The 19,900-nt window shown below is 73.6% G+C and carries 9 protein-coding genes; 7 read left to right on the top strand and 2 right to left on the bottom strand.

What is annotated here, in order from left to right; all coding sequences use genetic code 11:
• Positions 1-45: 45 nt before the first annotated feature.
• Both DWB77_RS33825 and DWB77_RS33820 read right to left on the bottom strand, forming a co-directional pair.
• A complete protein-coding gene (locus tag DWB77_RS33825) occupies positions 46-1,218 on the bottom strand; it encodes a class I SAM-dependent methyltransferase (RefSeq protein WP_120726120.1) in 1,173 nt (390 codons plus the stop codon).
• 39 nt (positions 1,219-1,257) lie between these two features.
• Positions 1,258-2,223, bottom strand: coding sequence for a ferritin-like domain-containing protein (locus DWB77_RS33820; RefSeq protein ID WP_120726118.1), 966 nt, complete (start codon positions 2,221-2,223; stop codon positions 1,258-1,260).
• A gap of 109 nt (positions 2,224-2,332) precedes the next feature.
• Between DWB77_RS33820 and DWB77_RS33815 the strand changes: the two genes are divergently transcribed.
• From DWB77_RS33815 to DWB77_RS33785, 7 genes are read left to right on the top strand one after another with little or no spacing between them, the layout of a single operon-like run.
• Positions 2,333-3,628, top strand: coding sequence for a condensation domain-containing protein (locus DWB77_RS33815; protein ID WP_162952663.1), 1,296 nt, complete (start codon positions 2,333-2,335; stop codon positions 3,626-3,628).
• 39 nt (positions 3,629-3,667) lie between these two features.
• Positions 3,668-10,507 (top strand): non-ribosomal peptide synthetase, encoded by a 6,840-nt coding sequence (locus DWB77_RS33810; protein ID WP_162952662.1) that lies wholly within the window; start codon positions 3,668-3,670, stop codon positions 10,505-10,507.
• Positions 10,504-15,969: a non-ribosomal peptide synthetase gene (locus tag DWB77_RS33805; RefSeq protein WP_120726113.1), complete on the top strand. Its 5,466-nt coding sequence runs from the start codon at positions 10,504-10,506 to the stop codon at positions 15,967-15,969. The genes DWB77_RS33810 and DWB77_RS33805 overlap by 4 nt, the downstream gene beginning before the upstream one ends.
• On the top strand, positions 15,966-17,120 hold the full coding sequence (locus tag DWB77_RS33800) for a saccharopine dehydrogenase NADP-binding domain-containing protein (protein WP_120726111.1): 1,155 nt from the start codon (positions 15,966-15,968) through the stop codon (positions 17,118-17,120). The genes DWB77_RS33805 and DWB77_RS33800 overlap by 4 nt, the downstream gene beginning before the upstream one ends.
• Entirely contained in the window at positions 17,117-18,247 is a 1,131-nt protein-coding gene (locus DWB77_RS33795) for a Gfo/Idh/MocA family oxidoreductase (RefSeq protein WP_120726110.1), read from the top strand. Before DWB77_RS33800 ends, DWB77_RS33795 begins: the two co-directional genes overlap by 4 nt.
• Positions 18,244-19,011, top strand: coding sequence for a thioesterase II family protein (locus DWB77_RS33790; RefSeq protein ID WP_120726108.1), 768 nt, complete (start codon positions 18,244-18,246; stop codon positions 19,009-19,011). The genes DWB77_RS33795 and DWB77_RS33790 overlap by 4 nt, the downstream gene beginning before the upstream one ends.
• A complete protein-coding gene (locus tag DWB77_RS33785; RefSeq protein ID WP_120726106.1) occupies positions 19,008-19,643 on the top strand; it encodes an O-methyltransferase in 636 nt (211 codons plus the stop codon). Before DWB77_RS33790 ends, DWB77_RS33785 begins: the two co-directional genes overlap by 4 nt.
• Positions 19,644-19,900: the final 257 nt, after the last annotated feature.

The raw sequence follows: 19,900 nt of genomic DNA, 5'->3' as shown, positions 1-19,900 counted from the left end.
AGGGCCCGGAGGTCCAGCGGATCCCCGGGCCCTTCGCCGTGCGCTTCAGAGCAGCTGGTAGAGCCGGTGGAAGGTGTGCCGCACGGGCAGCACCCGCACCCGTGCGAAGCCCGCCCGTGACGCGTACGCCCGGACCGTGCCGGGGCGCATCACGGTGCCGGTGGCCGCCGACGGCTGGTCCGCCATGCCGACCGGCAGACAGTGCAGCAGGCTCACCGCGTACTGGAAACGCTCGGTCTCGGACGCGGGCGCGGTGAACCGCTCCCCCACATTGGGTTCCATCAGGAGCACCGATCCGCCCGGCGCCAGCAGGGCCCGGCAGGATCGCAGGACCTCCACCGGCCGCGCCATGTCGTGGAGCGCGTCGAAGACGCACACCAGGTCGTAGCGGCCCGCCAATTCGGGGTCGGCGGCGTCGCGCACCTCGAAGGTCACCCGGTCGGCCACTCCGGCCTCGCGCGCGTTCGCCCGGGCGTCGCACACCGACCGCTCGTCCAGGTCGAGGCCGTGCACCCGGGCCCTCGGGTAGGCCTGGGCGAGCGCGATCGAGGAGTGGCCCGAGCCGCAGGCCACATCCGCGACCACACCGCCCTGCCCGCCGAGCGCGGCGTGCACCGCGGGCAGGGTGGCCGCGATCCAGCCGGCCAGCTGGTGCTGGAAGACCGAGCGGTTCAACCCGGCCTGCCCACCCCGCAGTTCGGGTCCGAACCGCTCGTAGGCGATGCCCTCCCCGGTGCGGAACGCCTCGATGAGCTGGGGCAGGACCGAGGCCATGCCGCCGATGGGCAGCAGCACGAGGGGGGCGATCGAGAAGAGGCTGTCGGGGTCGGTCAGCGCCTCCGCGTGGCCCGGCGGCAGTACGAAGACCCGCCGGTCCGGGTCGATGTCGCCCGGCGCGGTGGTCAGGATGCCGGCCGCGGCCTGCTGTTCCAGCCACTCCCGGGCGTACCGGGGGGCGATGCCCGCGCGCTCGGCCAGTTGCGGGGCGGTCGCCGGGCCGCCTTCGGCGAGCGCGTCGTACAGGCCGAGCCGTAGCCCCAGGTACGCCGTCATCAGCTCGGCCGCGCCGAGGCCCGCCATGAACAGGCGCACCGACAGGGCCTGCGCCGTCGTGGAGGGCGCGGCGGACTCGGTGGCCGAGCGGGCGCCGGGCGGCCTCGGGGCCGCGGCGGCGCGCGGGTTCGGCGGGTGGGGTGCGAAACGGTCGGGCGGGGTCATGGGTGGGTGCCTCCGTCGAGTTCAGCCGGTTCAGCCGGTTCAGCCGCCGCGCGGCCGGCGCACCGGCGAGCCGTCGCCGAGCAGGTCGAGCCGGTCGAGTCCCTGGCGGACCCGGTCGGTCAGCAGGTCGATGTGGTCGAGGGCGCTCACGACCCGGGTGAAGACGGTGCGCCGGTAGGCCACCATGGCCCGGTCGCTCGCCGCGTACCGCACACCCGCCGCGCGGTCGACGTCCAGACGCTCCCACACGTCGCCCAGCAGGAAGCGCCGGCGCATCAGGGCCGCCGCGTCCAGGACGAGGTCCTCGCGTTCGGCCCGCTCGGCGCTGCCGAACTCGCGGTGGACCTCCCGCAGGGCGAGCACCCCGAACGAGACGTGGCGGGCCTCGTCGCGGGCGACCAGGGTGGTGACGCGACGGATGAGCGGGTCGTGGAAGGTGGTGCCCGCGAGCCGGAACGCCGCCATCGCCAGGGCCTCCACGACGATCTGCATGCCGAGGGCGGCGATGTCCCAGCGGGCGTCGGACAGGACGTCCTTCACCAGGGCGTGCAGGGCCTCGTTGACGGCGTACGGCTGAGGGATCTTCTCGCGCAGATAGCGCGAGAACACCTCGACATGGCGGGCCTCGTCGGTGACCTGGCTCGCCGCGCACAGCTTGGACTCGACGTCGGGCAGCTCCTGGACGAGCCGCGCGGCCGCGACCAGAGCGGCCTGTTCGCCGTGGAGGAACTGGCTGACCAGCCAGCTCTGAAGCTCCCAGCGGAAGGTGTCCCACATCGGCCGGCCCCGCACCGCCATCGGCGAGGCCTCGAAGGAGGCGCGCGCGAAGTCGGTCCCGTCCGGCAGGGGCGCGCCGAAGGGCACCGGCAGCGACCAGTCCAGATCCCCGGCGCTCCACTGCTGCTCCTGAGCCCTTTGGTGAAGACGGTGCAGTTGGGGGGTGCGCGGTGTGTAGTCCCAGGACAGCCGGGTGTGGCCCGGGGTCGGTAGGTCGAGGTCCCGCATGCCGGGGACGCTAGCAGCGCGACGCCCCGCACCGGCCGTTTCTTTCAATGCCGCCAAGTATCTTTCAGTACCCGAAGCCGTTTCGGCGGTGGTCGGTAGCTTGAGCGCCGTGGGGAATTCCGAAGAGCGCGAGATGGAACCGTCCGTGGGGCAGCGGCTGTTGTGGTTCCTCGACCGCTATCGCGGTCAGGACGGAGCGCTCAACTGCCCCATGATGTGCCGTATCCGCGGACCGCTGGACCCGTCCGTTCTGGGTGCGGCGCTCGACCGGGTTTACGCGCGTCATGACGCGTTGCGTACGGTATTCAGCGGAGGCGGCAGGAATCTGCGCCAAATCGTGCGCCCGCCACATCCGTTGGAGGTGCGCCAGGTCGATCTGCGGGGCGAGGCGGACGCCGAGTCGGTGGTGCGCTCCCGCATCGCCGAGGAACTCGCCACCCGGATCGACGCCGCTTCGAGCGCGGTGCGGTGCACGCTGTGGCGAGTCGCCGACGACGCACACGTCCTGTGCGTCAACATGCACCACCTGGTCACGGACTCCTGGTCGTGCGGCGTCGTCTTCCAGGACCTGTGCGCCGAACTCGACCGCCTGTCCGGCGGCGTCAGGGAGCCGGTCGAGGTGGGCTGGCAGTTCGGCGAGTTCGCCGACTGGCAGCGCAACGCCCTGGACAACGGTGAGCTTAAAGGCCAACTTGCTTACTGGGAGCGAGAGTTGCGGGATCTTCATCTGCCCGCGCTGCCCTCGCGGGCCGATCCCGGTCCACGCCGGACCGCCCGTGTGCGGGGCGAGCTGTCCGCCGCCACGGTCGCCTCGCTGCGCTCGCTGGCCGTCGGCCGGGGCAGCTCCCTCTTCGCCGCCATGCTGACCCTGTACTACGCCACGCTGCACCGCACGACCGGCCGCAGCGATCTCGCGGTGGCGTCCCTGTACGCCAACCGGCTGCGGCCGCAGACCCGGCGCACGGTCGGTTTCCTGGCCAACATGGTCGTGCTGCGCACCCGCATCACACCGTCCGCGCCGGTCACCGAGGCGCTCAGGGCGACCCATGCGACCGTGGTGGGCGGATTCCTCAACCAGGGAATTCCGTATCAGCTGTTACCGCTTCCCGGGTCCGGAAACGACGGGGCGCGCGCCGACGACATCGTCTTCCAGATGCTCGCCGAACCGGTCTACAGCATCACCGTCGGCGATCTCGACATAGAGGTTCTGGTGCCGGACGGGGTGGGCAGCAGATTCGAACTCGAACTGGTCCTCGTGCCCCACAGCGCGGGCTTTCATGTCCTGCTCTTCTACAACGAGGGACGCTTCACTCCCGCCTTCGCCCAGGAATTCGTCGAACGCTTCGTGGCGGCATCGGAATTGGTCGCCCAGAGAGCGGACCTGCCCGTCAACCGGATCTGTTGACCACCCTCGGGGGCACCCATGGGAATTTCGCTCGATGACATGCGCAGGGCCGTCGCGGACCTGTTGGAGGAGCCCGTCGCGTCCCTGTCGGACGACGACGACCTGGTGGCCCGGGGCCTGGACTCGATGGGTGTCATGCGGCTCGCCGGGCTCTGGCGCAGGGACGGCGTCGCCGTCACGTTCGGCGAACTCATCGAGCGACCCCGGCTGCGCGACTGGTGGGCGCTGGCGAGCGCCCGGGCGGGTGGAGAGGGCGTCCACCAACCCGGGGACGCGGACGGCGGGACGTCGGGCCAGGATCCGGCGGGCCGGGCCTTCGCCACGGACCCGGACGGTCGGGCCCTCGCGACGCACCCGGATGGCGGGGCCTTCCCCACGGACCCGGACGGCGGCACCTTCGCCACAGCCCCGGACGGCGGCGGGGCCTTCCGGACGGGCCAGGACGGCGGGGCGGCGAGGCAGGACGCGTACCGAACGCCGTACGCGGGCACCGACGAGACGGCTCCCTTTCCGCTGGCTCCCATGCAGCACGCGTACTGGATCGGCCGGGCCGAAGGACAGCCACTCGGCTGCGGCAGCCACTTCTACTTCGAGTTCGACGGTCCGCCCCTGGACCCCGGGCGCCTCGACGCGGCGCTGCGCGCCCTCACCGCCCGGCACCCCATGCTCCGGGCCCGCTTCCTCGACGACGCCACCCAGCGCATCGGCGAGGCACCCACCGGACTCGCGGCCGTGCACGATCTGCGCTCCCGGCCCGCCGCCGAGGTGGACGCCGAACTGGCGCGGCTGCGCGAGCGGTTGTCGCACCAGCGGATGGACGCGGCACGCGGCCAGGTGCTCGACGTGCGGCTCACGTTGCTCCCCGGCGGCACGGGGCGGCTCCACGTGGACATCGACATGCTGGTGTGCGACGCGATGAGCTTCCGCATCGTCGTCGCCGATCTGGCGCGCCACTACGACCGCCCGGACCACAGTCCCGAGCCGCCCGCCTACAGCTACCGCCGCTACCTCGCCGAGCGCTCCGCACACCCGGCCGAGGGACGTGAACGGGACCGCGCCTACTGGACGGAGCGCCTCGCCACCCTGCCGTCGGGGCCCCAACTGCCGCTGGCCGCCGCCCCGGAGAGGATCCGCGAGCCGCGCACGACCCGGCGCAGCCACCTGCTCGACGCGGCCGAGCGGGACCGATTCCTGGCCCTCTCGCGCGCCCACGGCGTCAGCGCCTCCATGGCGCTCGCCGCCTGTTACGCCGAGGTGCTGTCCCTGTGGAGCGCCGAGGAGCGCTTCCTGCTCAACCTTCCGCTCTTCGACCGTGCGCCGCTCCACCCCGAAGTGCCCAACCTGGTGGGCGACTTCACGGCTCTGCTGCTCTTGCCCGTAGAGGCCCGGCGGGGGAACTCCTTCGCCGAGCGGGCCCGTCAGGTGCAGGGCGGGTTCCGGGAGGTGGCCGCGCACGGCGACTACCCCGGCACCGAGGTGCTGCGCGACCTGGCCCGCACCCGGCGGGGCGCGACGCTCGCCCCGGTCGTCTTCACCAGCGCGCTCAGCATGGGCGAGCTGTTCGGACCCGACGTCCGGGACGTTCTCGGCGAGCCCGCCTGGATGAGTTCGCAGACCCCGCAGGTGTGGATGGACCTCCAGGTGGTCGAGGAGGCCGACGGGATCCGGCTGAACTGGGAGTCGGTGGACGCCCTGTTCCCCGACGGCGTCGTGGAGGACATGTTCAGGGCCTTTCGGACCCTGGTGTCCGGTCTGACCGCGCCCGGCGCCGATTGGGACGGCCCGCTGCCGGAGCTGCTCCCCGCGCACCGGCGCCGGGTGCGCGAGCGCGTCAACGCGACCACCCGCGCCCTGCCCGACGCCCCGCTGCACAGCGCGTTCTTCGCGACGGCCGCCACCGATCCCGACCGGCCCGCGCTGCTGTGGCGCGGCGGCCGGCTCGGTTACGGCGAGGTGGCCGAGCGGGCCCTGCGCCTTGCCGGACTGCTGCGCGAGCAGGGTCTCGCCCCGGGCGGGACGGTCCTGGTCACCCTGCCCAAGGGGCCCGACCAGATCGTCGCCACCCTCGGGGTGCTCGCGGCGGGCGGCGTGCACGTCCCGGTCGGGGTGGACCAGCCCGCCGAGCGCCGGGCCCGCATCCGGGCCTCCAGCGGCGCCCGCTTCGAGGTCACCGCCGCCACGCTCGCCGCATCCGGCTCGGCGCACCCCCTTGCCGCGCCCGCCGTCCCCGCCACCGACGAGCCCGCCTATCTGATCTACACCTCGGGCTCCACCGGTCTGCCCAAGGGTGTCGTGGTCTCGCACCGGGCGGCCCACAACACCGTCGCCGCGCTCGGCGAGCACTTCGCGGTCGGGCCGCGCGACCGGACGCTGGCCGTCTCCGCGCTCGACTTCGACCTGTCCGTCTACGACATCTTCGGCCCGCTGTCGGCGGGTGGCGCGGTGGTCTGTGTGACCGAAGCCGAGCGGCGCGACGCGCGCGCCTGGCTGGCGCTGGTGCGGGAGCACGAGGTCACCGTCGTCAACTGTGTGCCCACCCTCTTCGCCATGCTCGTGGAGGCCGCCCGGGCCGGGGGTGGCGCGCCCTCGCTGCGCCTGGCGCTGCTGGGCGGCGATCGGGTGCCCTTCGCGCTGGCCGACGCGGCGGCGGACGTCTTCCCCGGATTGCGCTTCGCCGGGCTCGGGGGCACCACGGAGACCGCGATCCACTCCACCGTGTATGAAGTCAACGGGCCGCAGCGGCAAGGGAGTTGTGTGCCCTACGGGGCGCCGCTCGCCAATCAGCGGTGCCGGGTGGTCGACCCCCAGGGCCGGGACCGGCCCGACTGGGTGCCGGGTGAGCTGTGGATCGGCGGGGCGTCGGTGGCCCAGGGATACCGGGGCGACCCGGAGCGCACCGCCGACCGGTTCGTGACGTATCAGGGCACGCGCTGGTACCGCACCGGCGATCTGGCCCGCTACTGGCCCGACGGCACCGTCGAGTTCCTGGGCCGCTCCGACTTCCAGGTGAAGATCCGGGGCCACCGCATCGAACCCGGCGAGATCGAGGCCGCCCTCGTGGCGCACCCCGAGGTGAACGCCGCCGCCGTGGTCCCCGTAGGGGACGAGCCGCGCCGACTCGCCGCCGCGGTGGTGCTCCGCACCGGTGCGGAGGGTCGGGTACCCGGTACGGAGGAGGCCGAGGGAGCGTGGGCCGAGGCCCTGCGCCCCGAACGGGAGGCCGAGAGAGCGCGGGGCCAAGCGCTGCGCCCCGAACGGGAGGCCGAGGGGACCCGGGGCCAAGTTCCGCACCCCGAACGGGAGGCCGAGGGAGCGTGGGGCGACGCTCTGCGTGAGCATCTGGCCGCTCTTCTGCCCTCCCCCATGATCCCCGAGCGGCTGACCGCCGTGGCGGCCCTGCCGCTGAACGCCAACGGCAAGGTCGACCGGGCCGCGCTGGCGGAGCTGTTGTCCGCGGCCCCCCGGGCGGGCGCCGCCGCCACCCCTCCGCAGGGGCCCGTGGAGGCGGCCGTGGCAGCCCTGTGGGAGGAGTTGCTCGGCGCTGAGCGGGTCGGGCGCACCGACGACTTCTTCGCGCTGGGCGGGGACAGCCTGCTCGCCACCCGGCTGCTCAACCGGCTCAGGGCCGAGGGCCTGCACGGGGCCGACCTCGGGCGGCTGTTCACCGCGCCGGTCCTGCGGGACTTCGCCGCCGGCCTCACCCCGGGCCGCCCGACCAGGCTGCCCACGGTGACCGCCGACCCGGAGCGGCGGGGCGAGCCGTTTCCCGCCACCGATGTGCAGCGCGCGTACTGGCTGGGGCGCGGCTCGGACTTCACCCTGGGCGGCGTCGGATCGTACTGGTACTGGGAGTTCGACGGCCAGGACGTGGACCTCGCGCTGCTTGAGGAGGTCTGGAACCGGCTCGTGGAGCGGCACGAGATGATGCGGGCCGTCTTCGACGACGACGGCAACCAGAAGATCCTGCCGCGTGTGCCCCGCTTCCGTTTCACGGTCACCGACGCGGCTCCGGGCCACGAGCGGGAAGCCCTGGCCGAGCAACGCGCCGCCATGGACCACCGCGTCTTCGACGTGGGTCACTGGCCGCTGTTCGACATCGCCGCGACCCGCTACGGCTCCGGCCGTACCCGGATCGCCTTCGGTTTCGACTACATCGTCCTCGACGCCCTGAGCATCATGACCCTGTTCTGGGAGCTGGCCACCCTCTACCGCGCCCCGGACACCCAACTCCCTTCACTGGGCGTCTCGTTCAGGGACTACGTCCTTCAGGCCGCGCCGGCCGAGGACGACCTCGTGGCGGACCGGGCGTACTGGCGGGCCCGGTTGGAGGAGCTGCCGCCCGCGCCCGCGCTGCCGCTCGCCGTCGACCCGGCCGAGGTGTCCGCGCCCCGCTTCGCCCGGCGCGAGTTCCTGCTGGACGCCGCCACCTGGTCGGGGCTGACCGCGCGCGGCCGGGAGGTCGGCCTCACGCCGTCCGCGCTGCTCGCCACGGCGTTCGCCGATGTGCTCGCCGCGTGGAGCGCGCATCCCGGTGTCACCCTGAACCTGACGCTGTTCGACCGGCGCGAGGTGCACCCCGACATCAACGACATCGTCGGCGACTTCACCTCGCTGCTTCTGGTGGGCCACCGGCCGCGCGCGGGCGAGGGCTGGGCGTCGGGCGCCCGGCGTTTCCAGGAGCAGATCTGGGAAGGCCTCCAGCACAGTGCGGTCTCCGCGATCTGGGTGTTGCGTGAACTCGCCCTGCGCGACGGGGTGATGGACTCCCCCATGCCGGTCGTCTTCACCAGCACCCTCGGCGTCTCGGACCGGCTCGCCGACCTCACCATGCCGTTCGGGGAGCAGGTCCACGGCCTCTCCCAGACGCCGCAGGTCTGGCTCGACTGCCAGGTCGTGGAGCGCGGTGGCGGTCTCGCCATCAACTGGGACGTGGTGGAGGAGCTCTTCCCCGACGGTGTCGTGTCCGACATGTTCGCGGCGTACGAAGCTCTGCTACGCACTCTCGGTGAGGCGGACTGGGCCGCCGAGGTCGCCGTGCCACTGCCGGCCGCGCAGCGCGAGGCCCGCGCCGCCGCCAACGCGACCGGGGCTCCCGCTGAGGGCAGGCTCCTGCACACGGCGTTCTTCGAGCGGGCGCGCACCGAGCCGGCACGGCCCGCCCTGCTGTGGGGCGGGGCGGGAAGGATGGACTACGGGTCCCTGGCGGGCCGGGCGCTGGCCGTCGCCGGGGCGCTGCGAGCCACCGGGGTGCGGCCCTCGGACACCGTCGCCGTGGTGGTGCCCAAGGGGCCCGACCAGATCGCCGCGGTGCTCGGCGTGCTGGCCGCCGGGGCCGTCTATGTGCCGGTGGGCGTGGACCAGCCGGCCGCGCGCCGGGCCCGCATCCTGGCCGGGGCCGGGGCGACTGTGGCCCTGACCTCCCGCGCGGTCGGCGACTGGCCGGCCGGCGTCCGACGGGTGGATGTGGCCGACGCGTTCGGTGCCGAGCCGCTGGAGCGGCCCGTCGAGGTGTCCGACGCGGCGCTCGCGTACACCATCTTCACCTCGGGTTCGACGGGCGAGCCGAAGGGCGTCGAGATCGCCCACCGGGCCGCCGTCAACACCGTCGAGGACATCGGCGAGCGGTTCGCGGTGAGGCCCGACGACCGGGTGCTGGCGCTCTCCGCTCTCGACTTCGACCTGTCCGTCTACGACATCTTCGGGCCGCTGTCGGCGGGCGGCGCGCTCGTCCTGGTCGCCGAGGAGGAGCGCCGCGAGCCGCACGCCTGGCTGGGCGCCGTCCGCGCCCACGGGGTGACGCTGTGGAACACGGTGCCCGCGCTGCTCGACATGCTGCTGGTGGCCGGCGCCGATGGGCCCCCGCTCGTTTCGCTGCGCCTGGCGCTGGTCTCCGGTGACTGGGTCGGCCTCGATCTGCCGGGCCGGCTCGCCGAACGGGCGCCGGGCTGTCGGCTGGTCGCCCTGGGCGGCGCCACCGAAGCCGCGATCTGGTCCAACTTCCATGTGGTGGAAGGGATGTTGCCCGGCTGGCCGTCCATCCCGTACGGCACTCCGCTGCGCGGCCAGCGCTACCGCGTGGCCGATGCGCTCGGGCGGGACCGTCCCGACTGGGTGCCCGGGGAGCTGTGGATCGGCGGCGCCGGGGTGGCCGCCGGTTATCGGGGGGACGCGGTGCGTACCGCCGAGCGGTTCGTCACCCACGGCGGGGAGCGCTGGTATCGCACCGGCGACCTCGGCCGCTATCGGCCGGGCGCGGTGCTCGAATTCCTGGGCCGCGAGGACCACCAGGTCAAGGTGGGCGGGCATCGCATCGAGCTGGGTGAGATCGAGGCGGCGCTCGGCTCGCTTCCCGGCGTGGCCCGCGCGGTCGCGCTGACGGTCGGGGCGCGCCCGCGCCACCACCTCGTCGCCTTCGTCGTCTCCGACACTGCCCTCGCCCCCGACACCGCGGCGGTGCGCGATCAGCTCGCCGAGCGGCTGCCCGGCTATATGGTCCCGGACCGCATCGAGGCCGTGGAGCGGTTGCCGCTGACCGCCAACGGCAAGGTGGACCGTGCCGCGCTCGTCGAGCTCGCCACCGGCACGGGCGCCGGGCCGGACCTCGACGAGCCGCCCCGAGACGAAGGGGAGCAGGTGGTGGCCGCTGTCTTCGGCGCGGTCCTGGAGACCGAACGGGTCGGCCGCGGCGAGAGCTTCTTCCTGCTCGGCGGGGACAGCCTCAGCGCCACCCGGGCCACCGAGGAGCTCCATCGCGCCACCGGAATCCGCCTGACGCTGCGTCAGTTCTTCGCCGCTCCCACCGTGAGCGCACTCGCCGCGCTCATCCAGGAGCGACGCGACACGACCGCCCCGACCGCCATGGAAGAGGGAACCCTATGAACATCGCCGGGCTCTTGGCCGAACTGGAGGCCGCCGGGGTCGAGTTGTGGGAGGAGTCGGGCCGGCTGCGCTTCCGTGCCCCGCAGGGCGCGCTGACCGAGGAACGCCGCGAGACGCTGCGCGCCCACAAGGAGCAGGTGCTCGAGCAGCTGCGTGAGGAGCGCACGCGCACCACGGTCGTGCACCACCCCGAGGACCGCCACACCCCGTTCCCGCTCACCGATGTGCAGACGGCCTATCTGCTGGGCCGCAAGGACCTGTTCGCCTACGGCGGCGTCGCCTGCCACGCCTACGGGGAGCTCCGCTTCACCACGCTGGACCCGGCCCGGATGGAGCAGGCCTGGCAGCGCCTGGTCGAGCGGCACGACATGCTGCGGGCCGTCGTCGACGAGGAGGGCTCCCAGCGGGTGCTGGCCGCGGTCGCCCCGTACCGCATCGAGGTGACCGACGTCCGCTCCGCCACCCCGGCGCGGGCCGCCGAGGCGCTGGCCGAGCAGCGGGCCGCCCTGGACCACCAGATCAGGCCGGCGGGAGCGTGGCCGCTCTTCGCCCTGCGAGCCACCCTCTTCGCCGACCACGCCCTGCTGCACGTCTCCCTCGACTTCCTGATCGCCGACTACGTGTCGATCAATCTGCTCCTCGACGAACTGCGCACCCTGTACGCGGATCCGGCCGCCGCCCTGCCCGAGCTGCCGGTCACCTTCCGGGACTATCTGCTGGCCGAGCGCGGACTGCGCGCGAGCAGCCGCTACGAGCGCGACCGCGCCTACTGGCTGGACCGCGTGGAGGACCTGCCGCCCGCGCCGGCGTTCCCGATGCGCGACGGCCCGGCCGCCGAGGGCCCGGCCCGCTTCACGCGCCATCGCATGACGCTGTCCCGGCCCCGCTGGCAGGCGCTGCGCGACACGGCCGCCGCCCGCGGCCTGACGCCCTCGGGCGCGGTGCTCGCCGCGTACGCCGAGGTCATCGGCCGGTGGTCGAACCGGCGGCGCTTCACGCTCGACCTCACCCTCCTCAACCGGCTGCCGCTGCACCCCCAAGTCGGGTCGCTGGTGGGCGACTTCACCTCCGTCGAGCTCCTGGAGGTCGATCGCTCCTCGGGCGCCACCTTCGCCGAGCGGGGCACGCGACTACTGGGTCGGCTCTTCGAGGACCTCGACCACCGGCTGTTCACCGGTGTCGAGGTGATGCGTGAGATCGCCCGCAGGCGCGGGCAGGACGCCGCCCTGATGCCCGTCGTCTTCACCAGTGCGATCGGGCTGGGGGACGCCGCGTCCGCCCCGGCCGACGACAGTGAGGGCCGTCTGGTGCACGGCATCAGCCAGACCCCCCAGGTGTGGATCGACTGCCAGGTGATGGAGGACCGCGACGGGCTCTCGCTCAACTGGGACGTGCGCGAGGGCGTGCTCGCCGACGGCGTGGTGGACGCCATGTTCGCCTCCTTCCGCGCCCTGGTGGAGCGCATGGCGTGCGACTCCGCCGTGTGGGACGAAGCGGCGCCGACCGAGCTGCCCGCCGAGCAGGTGGCGCGGCGCGCCGCGGCCAACGCGACCGAAGCCCCGCTGCCCGAAGCCCTGCTGCACGAGGGCGTCTTCGCGGCCGCCGCCCGGGCGCCCGAGAGCCCCGCCGTGATCTGCGGGGACACCGTGCTCACCCATGGCGAGCTCGCCGCCCGTGCCCACGCCGTGGCCCGCGCCCTCACGGAGACGGGCCACGGCCCCGGCGATCTGGTCGCCGTGGTGATGGACAAGAGCTGGGAGCAGGTGGCGGCCGTCCTCGGCATCCTGCTCGCCGGGGCCGTCTACGTTCCGATCGACACCCATCAGCCCGAGGCGCGCCGCGAGCGGATGCTGCGGGACGCCAAGATCGGCTGCGCCCTGGTGCGTTCGGAGCGCACCGCGCTGCCCGAGGGCGTCACCGCCCTCGATGTGGGGGCACTTGCTGCCGTGCCGACGGCCCCGGTGGTGCGGCTGCGCGACCCGGACGATCTCGCGTACGTCATCTACACCTCGGGGTCGACCGGCAGCCCCAAGGGCGTCATGATCAGCCATCGCGGCGCGGTGAACACGATCGAGGACATCAACCGGCGGTTCTCCGTCGGCTCGGGCGACCGGGTCCTGGCCCTGGCCAACCTCGGGTTCGACCTGTCGGTCTACGACGTGTTCGGGGTCCTGGCCGCGGGCGGCGCTCTCGTCCTGCCCGACCCCGACCGGCGCGCCGACCCCTCGCACTGGGCCGATCTCGCCGCCCGGCACGGGGTCACGCTGTGGAACTCCGTACCGGCGCAGCTGCACATGGTCAACGAGTACCTCACCACCGATCCGATGCCGCTGCCCTCGCTGCGGCTGGCCCTGCTCTCCGGCGACTGGATACCGGTGTCGCTGCCCGACTCCATCCGCGCCAAGGTGCCGGGTCTTGCCGTGGTGTCGCTTGGCGGGGCCACGGAGGCGTCGATCTGGTCGATCCTGCACCCCATCGACGAGGTGACGCCCGGGCTGCCCTCGATCCCGTACGGGCGGCCGCTCACCAACCAGCGCTTCCACGTCCTGGACGAGGAGATGGAGCCCTGCCCGGACCTGGTGGCGGGCGAGCTGTACATCGCGGGGGCCGGGCTCGCGCTCGGCTACCTCGGCGACGAGGACAGGACCGCCGAACGCTTCCTCACCCATCCGCGCACCGGGGAGCGCCTCTACCGCACCGGCGACCTGGGCCGTTATCTGCCCGACGGGGAGATCGAGTTCCTCGGCCGGGACGACCGCCAGGTCAAGATCCGGGGCCATCGCATCGAGACGGCGGAGGTCGAGGCGGCCGTGCGCAGCCACCCGGCCGTCGCCGACTGCGTGGTGCTCGTCGACGGCGAACGGCCGTGGGAGCGGCGCCTGATGGCGTTCGCCGAGACCGCCCGCACCCCGGCCGGCGGCGCCGCACTGGACGGCGCGCTCGTCGAGGCGGTGACCGCCGACGGCGAGGAGGTCAGGGCCGGGGTCGACGCCGAGCAGGTCGTCGGCTTCGCCCGGCGTCTCGACGAGGCGGCGCTGCTCGCGATGATGGACGTGCTCCAGAGCAGCGGCCTGTTCGCCACGGACCGGGAACGGCACGCGCTCGACACGATCCTCGGCTCCGCGGGTGTCGCACCCAAACACCACCGGCTGGTGCGCCGCTGGCTCGCCGCCCTGGAGCGCGAGGGCTATGTGGAGCGCTCGCCCGAGGACGGGCACTACCTCGCGCTGCGCCGGGCCGAGCCCGGCGCGGTCGACGAGGCGTGGCTGCGGGTCGACGAGGCGCTGCCCACCGCCCAGGACGGCTCGGAGCTCCTGAACTACTTCCGTACCGCCACCGCGCATCTGCCACAGCTGCTGCGCGACGAGCAGGATCCGGTCCAACTCCTCTTCCCCGAGGGGAGGTTGGAGATCCAGGAGGCCGCCTACACGGAGGGTTTCCTCAACTCCTACCTCAACCGGGTCGCCACCTCCGTGGTCCAGCGGATCGCCCAGGAGCACGCCCCGCGCGGCACCCTGCGCCTGCTCGAAGTGGGCGCGGGCGTGGGCGGCGTGAGCGTCGAGGCGGTGCCCCGGCTGGCCGGCGGCGACTGCTCGTACCTCTTCACCGATGTGTCGCAGTTCTTCCTGAACAAGGCGGCCGAGCGCTTCGCCGACTTCCCCTGGGTGACCTACCAGCTCTTCGACATGAACGAGGAGTACCGCCCGCAGGGCATCGAGCCGAACTCCCTCGACGTGATCCTGTGCGGCAACGTCATGCACTATTCGCGCGACGCCTCGGTGGTCCTCGACCGGATGCGGGAGATGCTCGCGCCGGGCGGCTGGCTCATCTTCATCGAGACGACCCGCGACAACTACCAGATCCTGACGTCGATGGAGTTCCTCTTCGACGCCACAGCGGGCGACTTCGAGGACGTGCGCAAGGGCGCCGACCAGACCTTCGTCACCCGCGACCAGTGGCTGGAGCTGATCGAGGGCGCGGGCGGCGAGACGGTGGTGTGCCTGCCGGGGACCGACGACCCGCTGTCCACCATCGGGATGCACGTCTTCGCCGTCCGCTTCAAGCGGGACCGGGTCCCGACGAACGCCGCCGACGTCCTCGGCCATGTCGCCGAGCGCCTGCCCGAGGAGATGGTTCCGGCCCACCTCCAGCTCGTGGACGCGCTGCCGCTGACCGACAACGGCAAGACGGACCGGCGCGCCCTCGCGTCCTGGCTGCTGCCCCGGGGCGCCGTCGAACAGCGCGCCGCGGGCGGCGGCCTGGTGCCGATGAGCGACCTGGAGCAGCGCGTCCGGGCCGCCTGGTGCACGGTGCTCGGCACGACCGCGGTGGGCCGCGAGGAGACGTTCTACGAGGCCGGAGGGGACTCGCTGCTCGCCGCCCAGGTCGTCGGGGTGCTGCGCGAGGAGGTGGCGGAGGCCAAACACACCTTCTTCGACGAGTTGCTGCGCGAGGTCCTGGGCGGCGCCTCCGTCGCGCGCCTCGCCGCCCTGCTCTCCACCGGAGGGATCGAGGGCGAGCAGATGGCCGCGCAGGAGAGCGCGACACCCCCGCCGGGCGCCTTCCTCGGCGGCGGGGACGACGCGTGGGTGTGGGCGACCTGCGCCGAGGGCTTCGGCACGGCCGAGCGTTACGCCGCGCTGTGTGCCCCGCTGGAGGATGCGGGCCCGCTGCTCGACCTGTCGGCGAACCACCCGCTCACCGACTACGCGGGCACCGCGCCGGACGTGCTCATCGAGCGCGTCGCCCACGACCGGGCCCGGACCCTGCGGGCCACCGGGCACAGCCGCTTCCGGCTCGTGGGCGCCCATGTGGGCGGGGTGCTCGCGGCCGAGACGGCCCGGCTGCTCGCGGAGGGCGGCGCCGAGGTGGACCTCACGGTGATCAGCAGCTATCCGCTGCCCGCCGTCGTCGAGGACGACGCCTTCGCCGAGTACCTCTTCGCCCTCGGCGCCGGGCTCGATCCGATGGCGCTCGGACTGCCGGACGACGCCCTCGCCGGCCCGGCGCTCGCCCACCTCCTCGCGACCACCCCGGGCCGCGTACCCCAGGGCGCTCCGGCCCAACTGGGCGGCGCGCACCGGGAGTTCACCGACGCCTTCGCCCGCTACGCGGCCCGGCCCGAGCAGGAGCGCACCGAGCTGCTGGCCGCCGCGCTCGCCACCGACCCCGCGACCCTCGGCCCGCGCATCACGGCGGGCCGCGCCCTGGCCGACGCGGCGGCCACCCACCACCCGGAGCCGTACACGGGTGATCTGACGCTGGTCGCGCACACCGAGGAGATCGCCCTCTGGCCGACGCTGCGCGCGGACATGACGGCGTGGTGGAGCGCCGGCTGCCTCGGCGAGGTCCGCCGGCTCGACGCCCCGGGCACCCACTTCAGCTGTCTGGCGCCGGGCCGCGCCGCACGCATCGCGGCCCTGCTCGCCGAAGCCCGTACGGACAAGGAGAACCAGGCGTGAACGCTCCGATCATCGCGGTCCTCGGCGGCTATGGCGCGGTCGGCCGCGTGGTGGCCCGGGAACTGGCCTCGGTCCACCCCTCGGCGGTGCTGCGCATCGGCGGCCGCGACGCCGAGCGCGCCGCGGAGCTGGCGGCAGAGCTCACGGCGACCGGCCGCCCGGGGCCGGTGGAGTCCGCCCGGGCGGACACGGCCGACGCGGCCTCGCTCGACGCGTTCTGCCGGGGCAGCCGGATCGTCGTCAACTGCGCGGGCCCCTCGTACCTCGTCCTGGACACGGTGGCCCGCGTCGCGCTCGCGGCGGGCGCCGACTATGTGGACGCCGGCGGCGACGAACCCGTCCACCGGGCCCTGTCCGAGCGGCACCTCGCCGCCGACGGCCGCACCGCGCTCCTCACGGCGGGCATGATGCCGGGCCTCACCGGACTGCTGCCCCGCTGGCTCGCCACCCAGGAGCTGAGCGAGCCGAGCCGGCTCACCGCGTACGCGGGCACCATGGACCGCCTCACCCCGGCGGGCGCGGCCGACTATCTGCTCAGCCTCGGCGGCGGCTACGGGGAGGCGCAGTCGGCGTGGCGGGACGGGGCGCGGGTGTTGCGCGCGCTCACCCCGCTGGCCGATGCCCGGCTCCCGTTCTTCCCCGGGACCGTCAGCGCCTATCCCTATCTGAGTTACGAGATCGAGCGGCTGGCCCGGGACCTGGGGCTGTCCACGGTGGACTGGTACAACGTGTTCGACGGCGGCTCCCACATGCTCAAGACGCTCAGCAGGCTCCAGGGCGCCATGGCCGGCCAGAGCGATCTGACCCCGGCCGCCCGTGAACTGATCGACGCGGCGGCCCTCGACCTGTTCGGCCGCGCCCCGTACCAGCTGTTCGCGCTGGAGCTGACGGGTCGTCACGAAGGGGTCCCGGCCACCCGCAGCCTGGTCCTGCGGGCGGGCGACACCTATCGGCTCACCGGTCTCGTCGCGGCCCTGGCGGCGAGCGCCCTGCTGGAGGGGGCGGTGGCGCCCGGTGTGCACTACGCGGCCGAGGCGCTCGACCCGTCCCTGGTGGTGGAGCGGGTGGCCAAGCTGGACGAGGTGTCCCTCCTCGCGACCTACCGGGTCCCGCTCGCCGAAGCCGGTGACACCGAGGAGGGCGAGCTGTGACCGGAACCGGGCGGCGGCCCCGGCTGGTGGTGTGCGGGACCAAGTTCGGCCGGATCTATCTGGCGGGCGCCGCCCGCGCCGACTCGCCCTACGAGCCGGCGGGGGTGCTCGCCCGGGGAAGCGAGCGCTCGCGGCGGGTCGCGGAGCACTACGGGGTGCCGCTCTACACCGAGGTGGACGCCGTCCCCAAGGACGTGGAGGCGTGCGCCGTGGTGGTCGGCGCCGGGATCAACGGCGGCCCCGGCGCCCGCATCGCCCGGGAACTGATGGCGCGCGGTCACCATGTACTCCAGGAACACCCCCTGCACAAGGATGAGTTGGCCGAGTGTCTGCGGGCCGCCCGCGCCCACCAGGTGGTCTACCGGGTGAACACCCACTACCCGCACGTGGAACCGGTGCGCCGGTTCATCGCCACCGCGCGGCGGCTGCTGGCCCGCCAGCGGGCCCTGCACATCGACGCCGTCTGCTCCTTCCAGGTGCTGTACACCACCTTCGACATCCTCGGCCGCGCCCTGGGCGCGGTCCGCCCGTACATATTGGGCACCCTTTCCCAACTACCGTTGGGCGCAGCGCAGTTGACGGACTCGCCTGCGGTGTACCGGAGCCTGGACGGGGTGATCGGCGGTGTGCCGCTCACGCTGCGGCTCCAGAACGACATGGATCCGGGCGACCCCGACAACCACATCCATCTCTTCCACCGGATCACCCTGCACACCGAGGGCGGCCACCTCACGCTCGCCAACACCCACGGCCCGCTGCTGTGGAGCCCCCGGCCGCACATGCCGCAGGACATCCGCACCACCGTCGGGCTCGCCGAGTCGGCGGCGCCCCATTTCGCCTTCCCCAGCACGGCGCCCCTCGGCCCCGCGGCCGCGCCGGACCACCGGGGCATCCTGGGCGAGCTGTGGCCGCAGGCCGCCGCACGGGCGCTCGGGGCGCTGCGGGCGGCCGTCGCGGCGCGCGAGGACCCCGCCGGGGACGGCCAGTACCACCTGGCCCTGTGCCGGCTCACCGCCGAGGCCACCGACCGGTTCGGGCCCGTGCGGCTGCACCGGGGCAGCCCGCCCGAGGTGCTGTCCGCCGCCTCGATCGACGCGGGGCCCGGCGAACCGTGGAGCCGCCCGTGAACAGGCCGCCGCACGCGGACACCCCCTACCGCACCTGGTTCCGCTGCTACTGGCCCCGGCCGGGAGCACGCCGACGCCTCGTGCTCTTTCCGCACGGCGGCGGCTCCGCCAGCTTCTACCGGCCGCTCGCCAAACGCATGCCGCCGTGGGTGGAGCCGCTGATCGTCCAGTACCCCGGGCGCGAGGACCGGCTCGAAGATCCGCACATCGACGACATGGACCGTCTGGTGGCGCGCGTCACCGAGGCGCTGCTGCCCGCCTTCGACCGCGAGGTGTTGTTCTTCGGCCACAGCATGGGCGCGGCCGTCGCGCACGAGACGGCGGCCCGCCTGGAGGCCCGCCACGGCGTGGGCCCTTCGCTGCTCGGCGTCTCCGGCCGTCCGGCGCCCCGCTTCCACAAGCCCGGCGACAAGCACCTCGACGACGCGGCGCTGTGGTACGAACTGTCGCGGCTCGGCGCGACCCCGCCCGCGCTCCTGGGCAACGCCCAGGTCCGCAAGGTCGTGCTGCCGACCCTGCGCGCCGACTACCGGCTCGTCGAGCGGTACCGTCCGCGGCCCGACACCCGGGTGAGCTGCGCCGTCGCCGCCTGCCTGGGCGACAAGGACCCCGAGGTCACCGAGGAGGAGGCGCGGGCCTGGGCCGAGGTGAGCGGCGGCCCCTTCGCCTTCCGCCTCTTCGAGGGGGACCACTTCTACCTCCGCGGCCAGGAAGAGGCCCTCGCCGCCTGGCTGTTGACCACCGCCGACAGGGAGAGCCCATGATCGTCCGACCCAAGGTCGACGCGTACGCCGAGGCGTACTCGACCGGCGAACCCCCCTGGCTGACCGCGCTCGCCGAGGAGACCCGGAAGGTCTGCGCCGTGCCGCAGATGATGGTCGGGCCGATGGAGGGCCGCTTCCTGGCGATGCTGGTGTACATGCTGCGCCCGCGCCGGGTCCTGGAGATCGGCACGTTCACCGGCTATTCGGCCCTGTCGATGGCGGCCCAACTCCCGCCGGACGCACACCTGGTGACCTGTGAGATCGATCCCGTGCACGCCGAGATCGCCCGCCGGCACATCGCCGCGTCCCCCTGGGCGGACCGGGTGGAGGTGCGCGAAGGCCCGGCGCTGTCCCAACTCGCCTCCATCGAGGGGCCGTTGGACTTCGTCTTCCTCGACGCCGACAAGACCGGCTACAGCGCCTACTACGACGGGGTGCTGCCGCTGCTCGCGGAGCGGGGGGTGATCGCGGCGGACAACGTGCTCCAGTTCGGCGGGGTGGCCAACCCGCTCGACCAGAACGAGGACACCGTCGCGCTGCGCGCCTTCAACGAGAAGGTCCGCGACGACCCGAGGGTCGAACAGGTCGTCCTCACCGTCCGGGAAGGCATCACGCTCATCCGGCGCGTGTAGGAGGCGTGATGCGTGCGGGGCGGGCGCGTGTACAGGGCGGGCGATGGGTGCGGGGCGGACGATGGGTGCGGGGCGCCCGGACGTGTGCGGGGCGCGCGGCGCGGTGGGCCGGGTTCTTTTCGGCCACTGAAAGAAATCCGCTCCCCCTTCCGGCGGCCCCCTAGCGTAGGGCGCGACGGCACGTCCGCGGACCGCCTCTCCCCCGTGGTCCTGCCCGCCGGAGCGCACGTCGAGGGGCCGCCCGTCCACGGATCGAG

The organism is Streptomyces hundungensis (assembly GCF_003627815.1).
GTDB lineage: Bacteria > Actinomycetota > Actinomycetes > Streptomycetales > Streptomycetaceae > Streptomyces > Streptomyces hundungensis_A.
This window is presented reverse-complemented; position numbering and strand designations above follow the sequence as displayed.

What these genes read in the sequence shown, in the direction of transcription:
- DWB77_RS33825 (WP_120726120.1), bottom strand. Translation starts at nt 1,218, where the DNA reads ATGACCCCGCCCGACCGTTTCGCACCCCACCCGCCGAACCCGCGCGCC.
- DWB77_RS33820 (WP_120726118.1), bottom strand. Translation starts at nt 2,223, where the DNA reads ATGCGGGACCTCGACCTACCGACCCCGGGCCACACCCGGCTGTCCTGG.
- DWB77_RS33810 (WP_162952662.1), top strand. Translation starts at nt 3,668, where the DNA reads ATGCGCAGGGCCGTCGCGGACCTGTTGGAGGAGCCCGTCGCGTCCCTG.
- DWB77_RS33805 (WP_120726113.1), top strand. Translation starts at nt 10,504, where the DNA reads ATGAACATCGCCGGGCTCTTGGCCGAACTGGAGGCCGCCGGGGTCGAG.
- DWB77_RS33785 (WP_120726106.1), top strand. Translation starts at nt 19,008, where the DNA reads ATGATCGTCCGACCCAAGGTCGACGCGTACGCCGAGGCGTACTCGACC.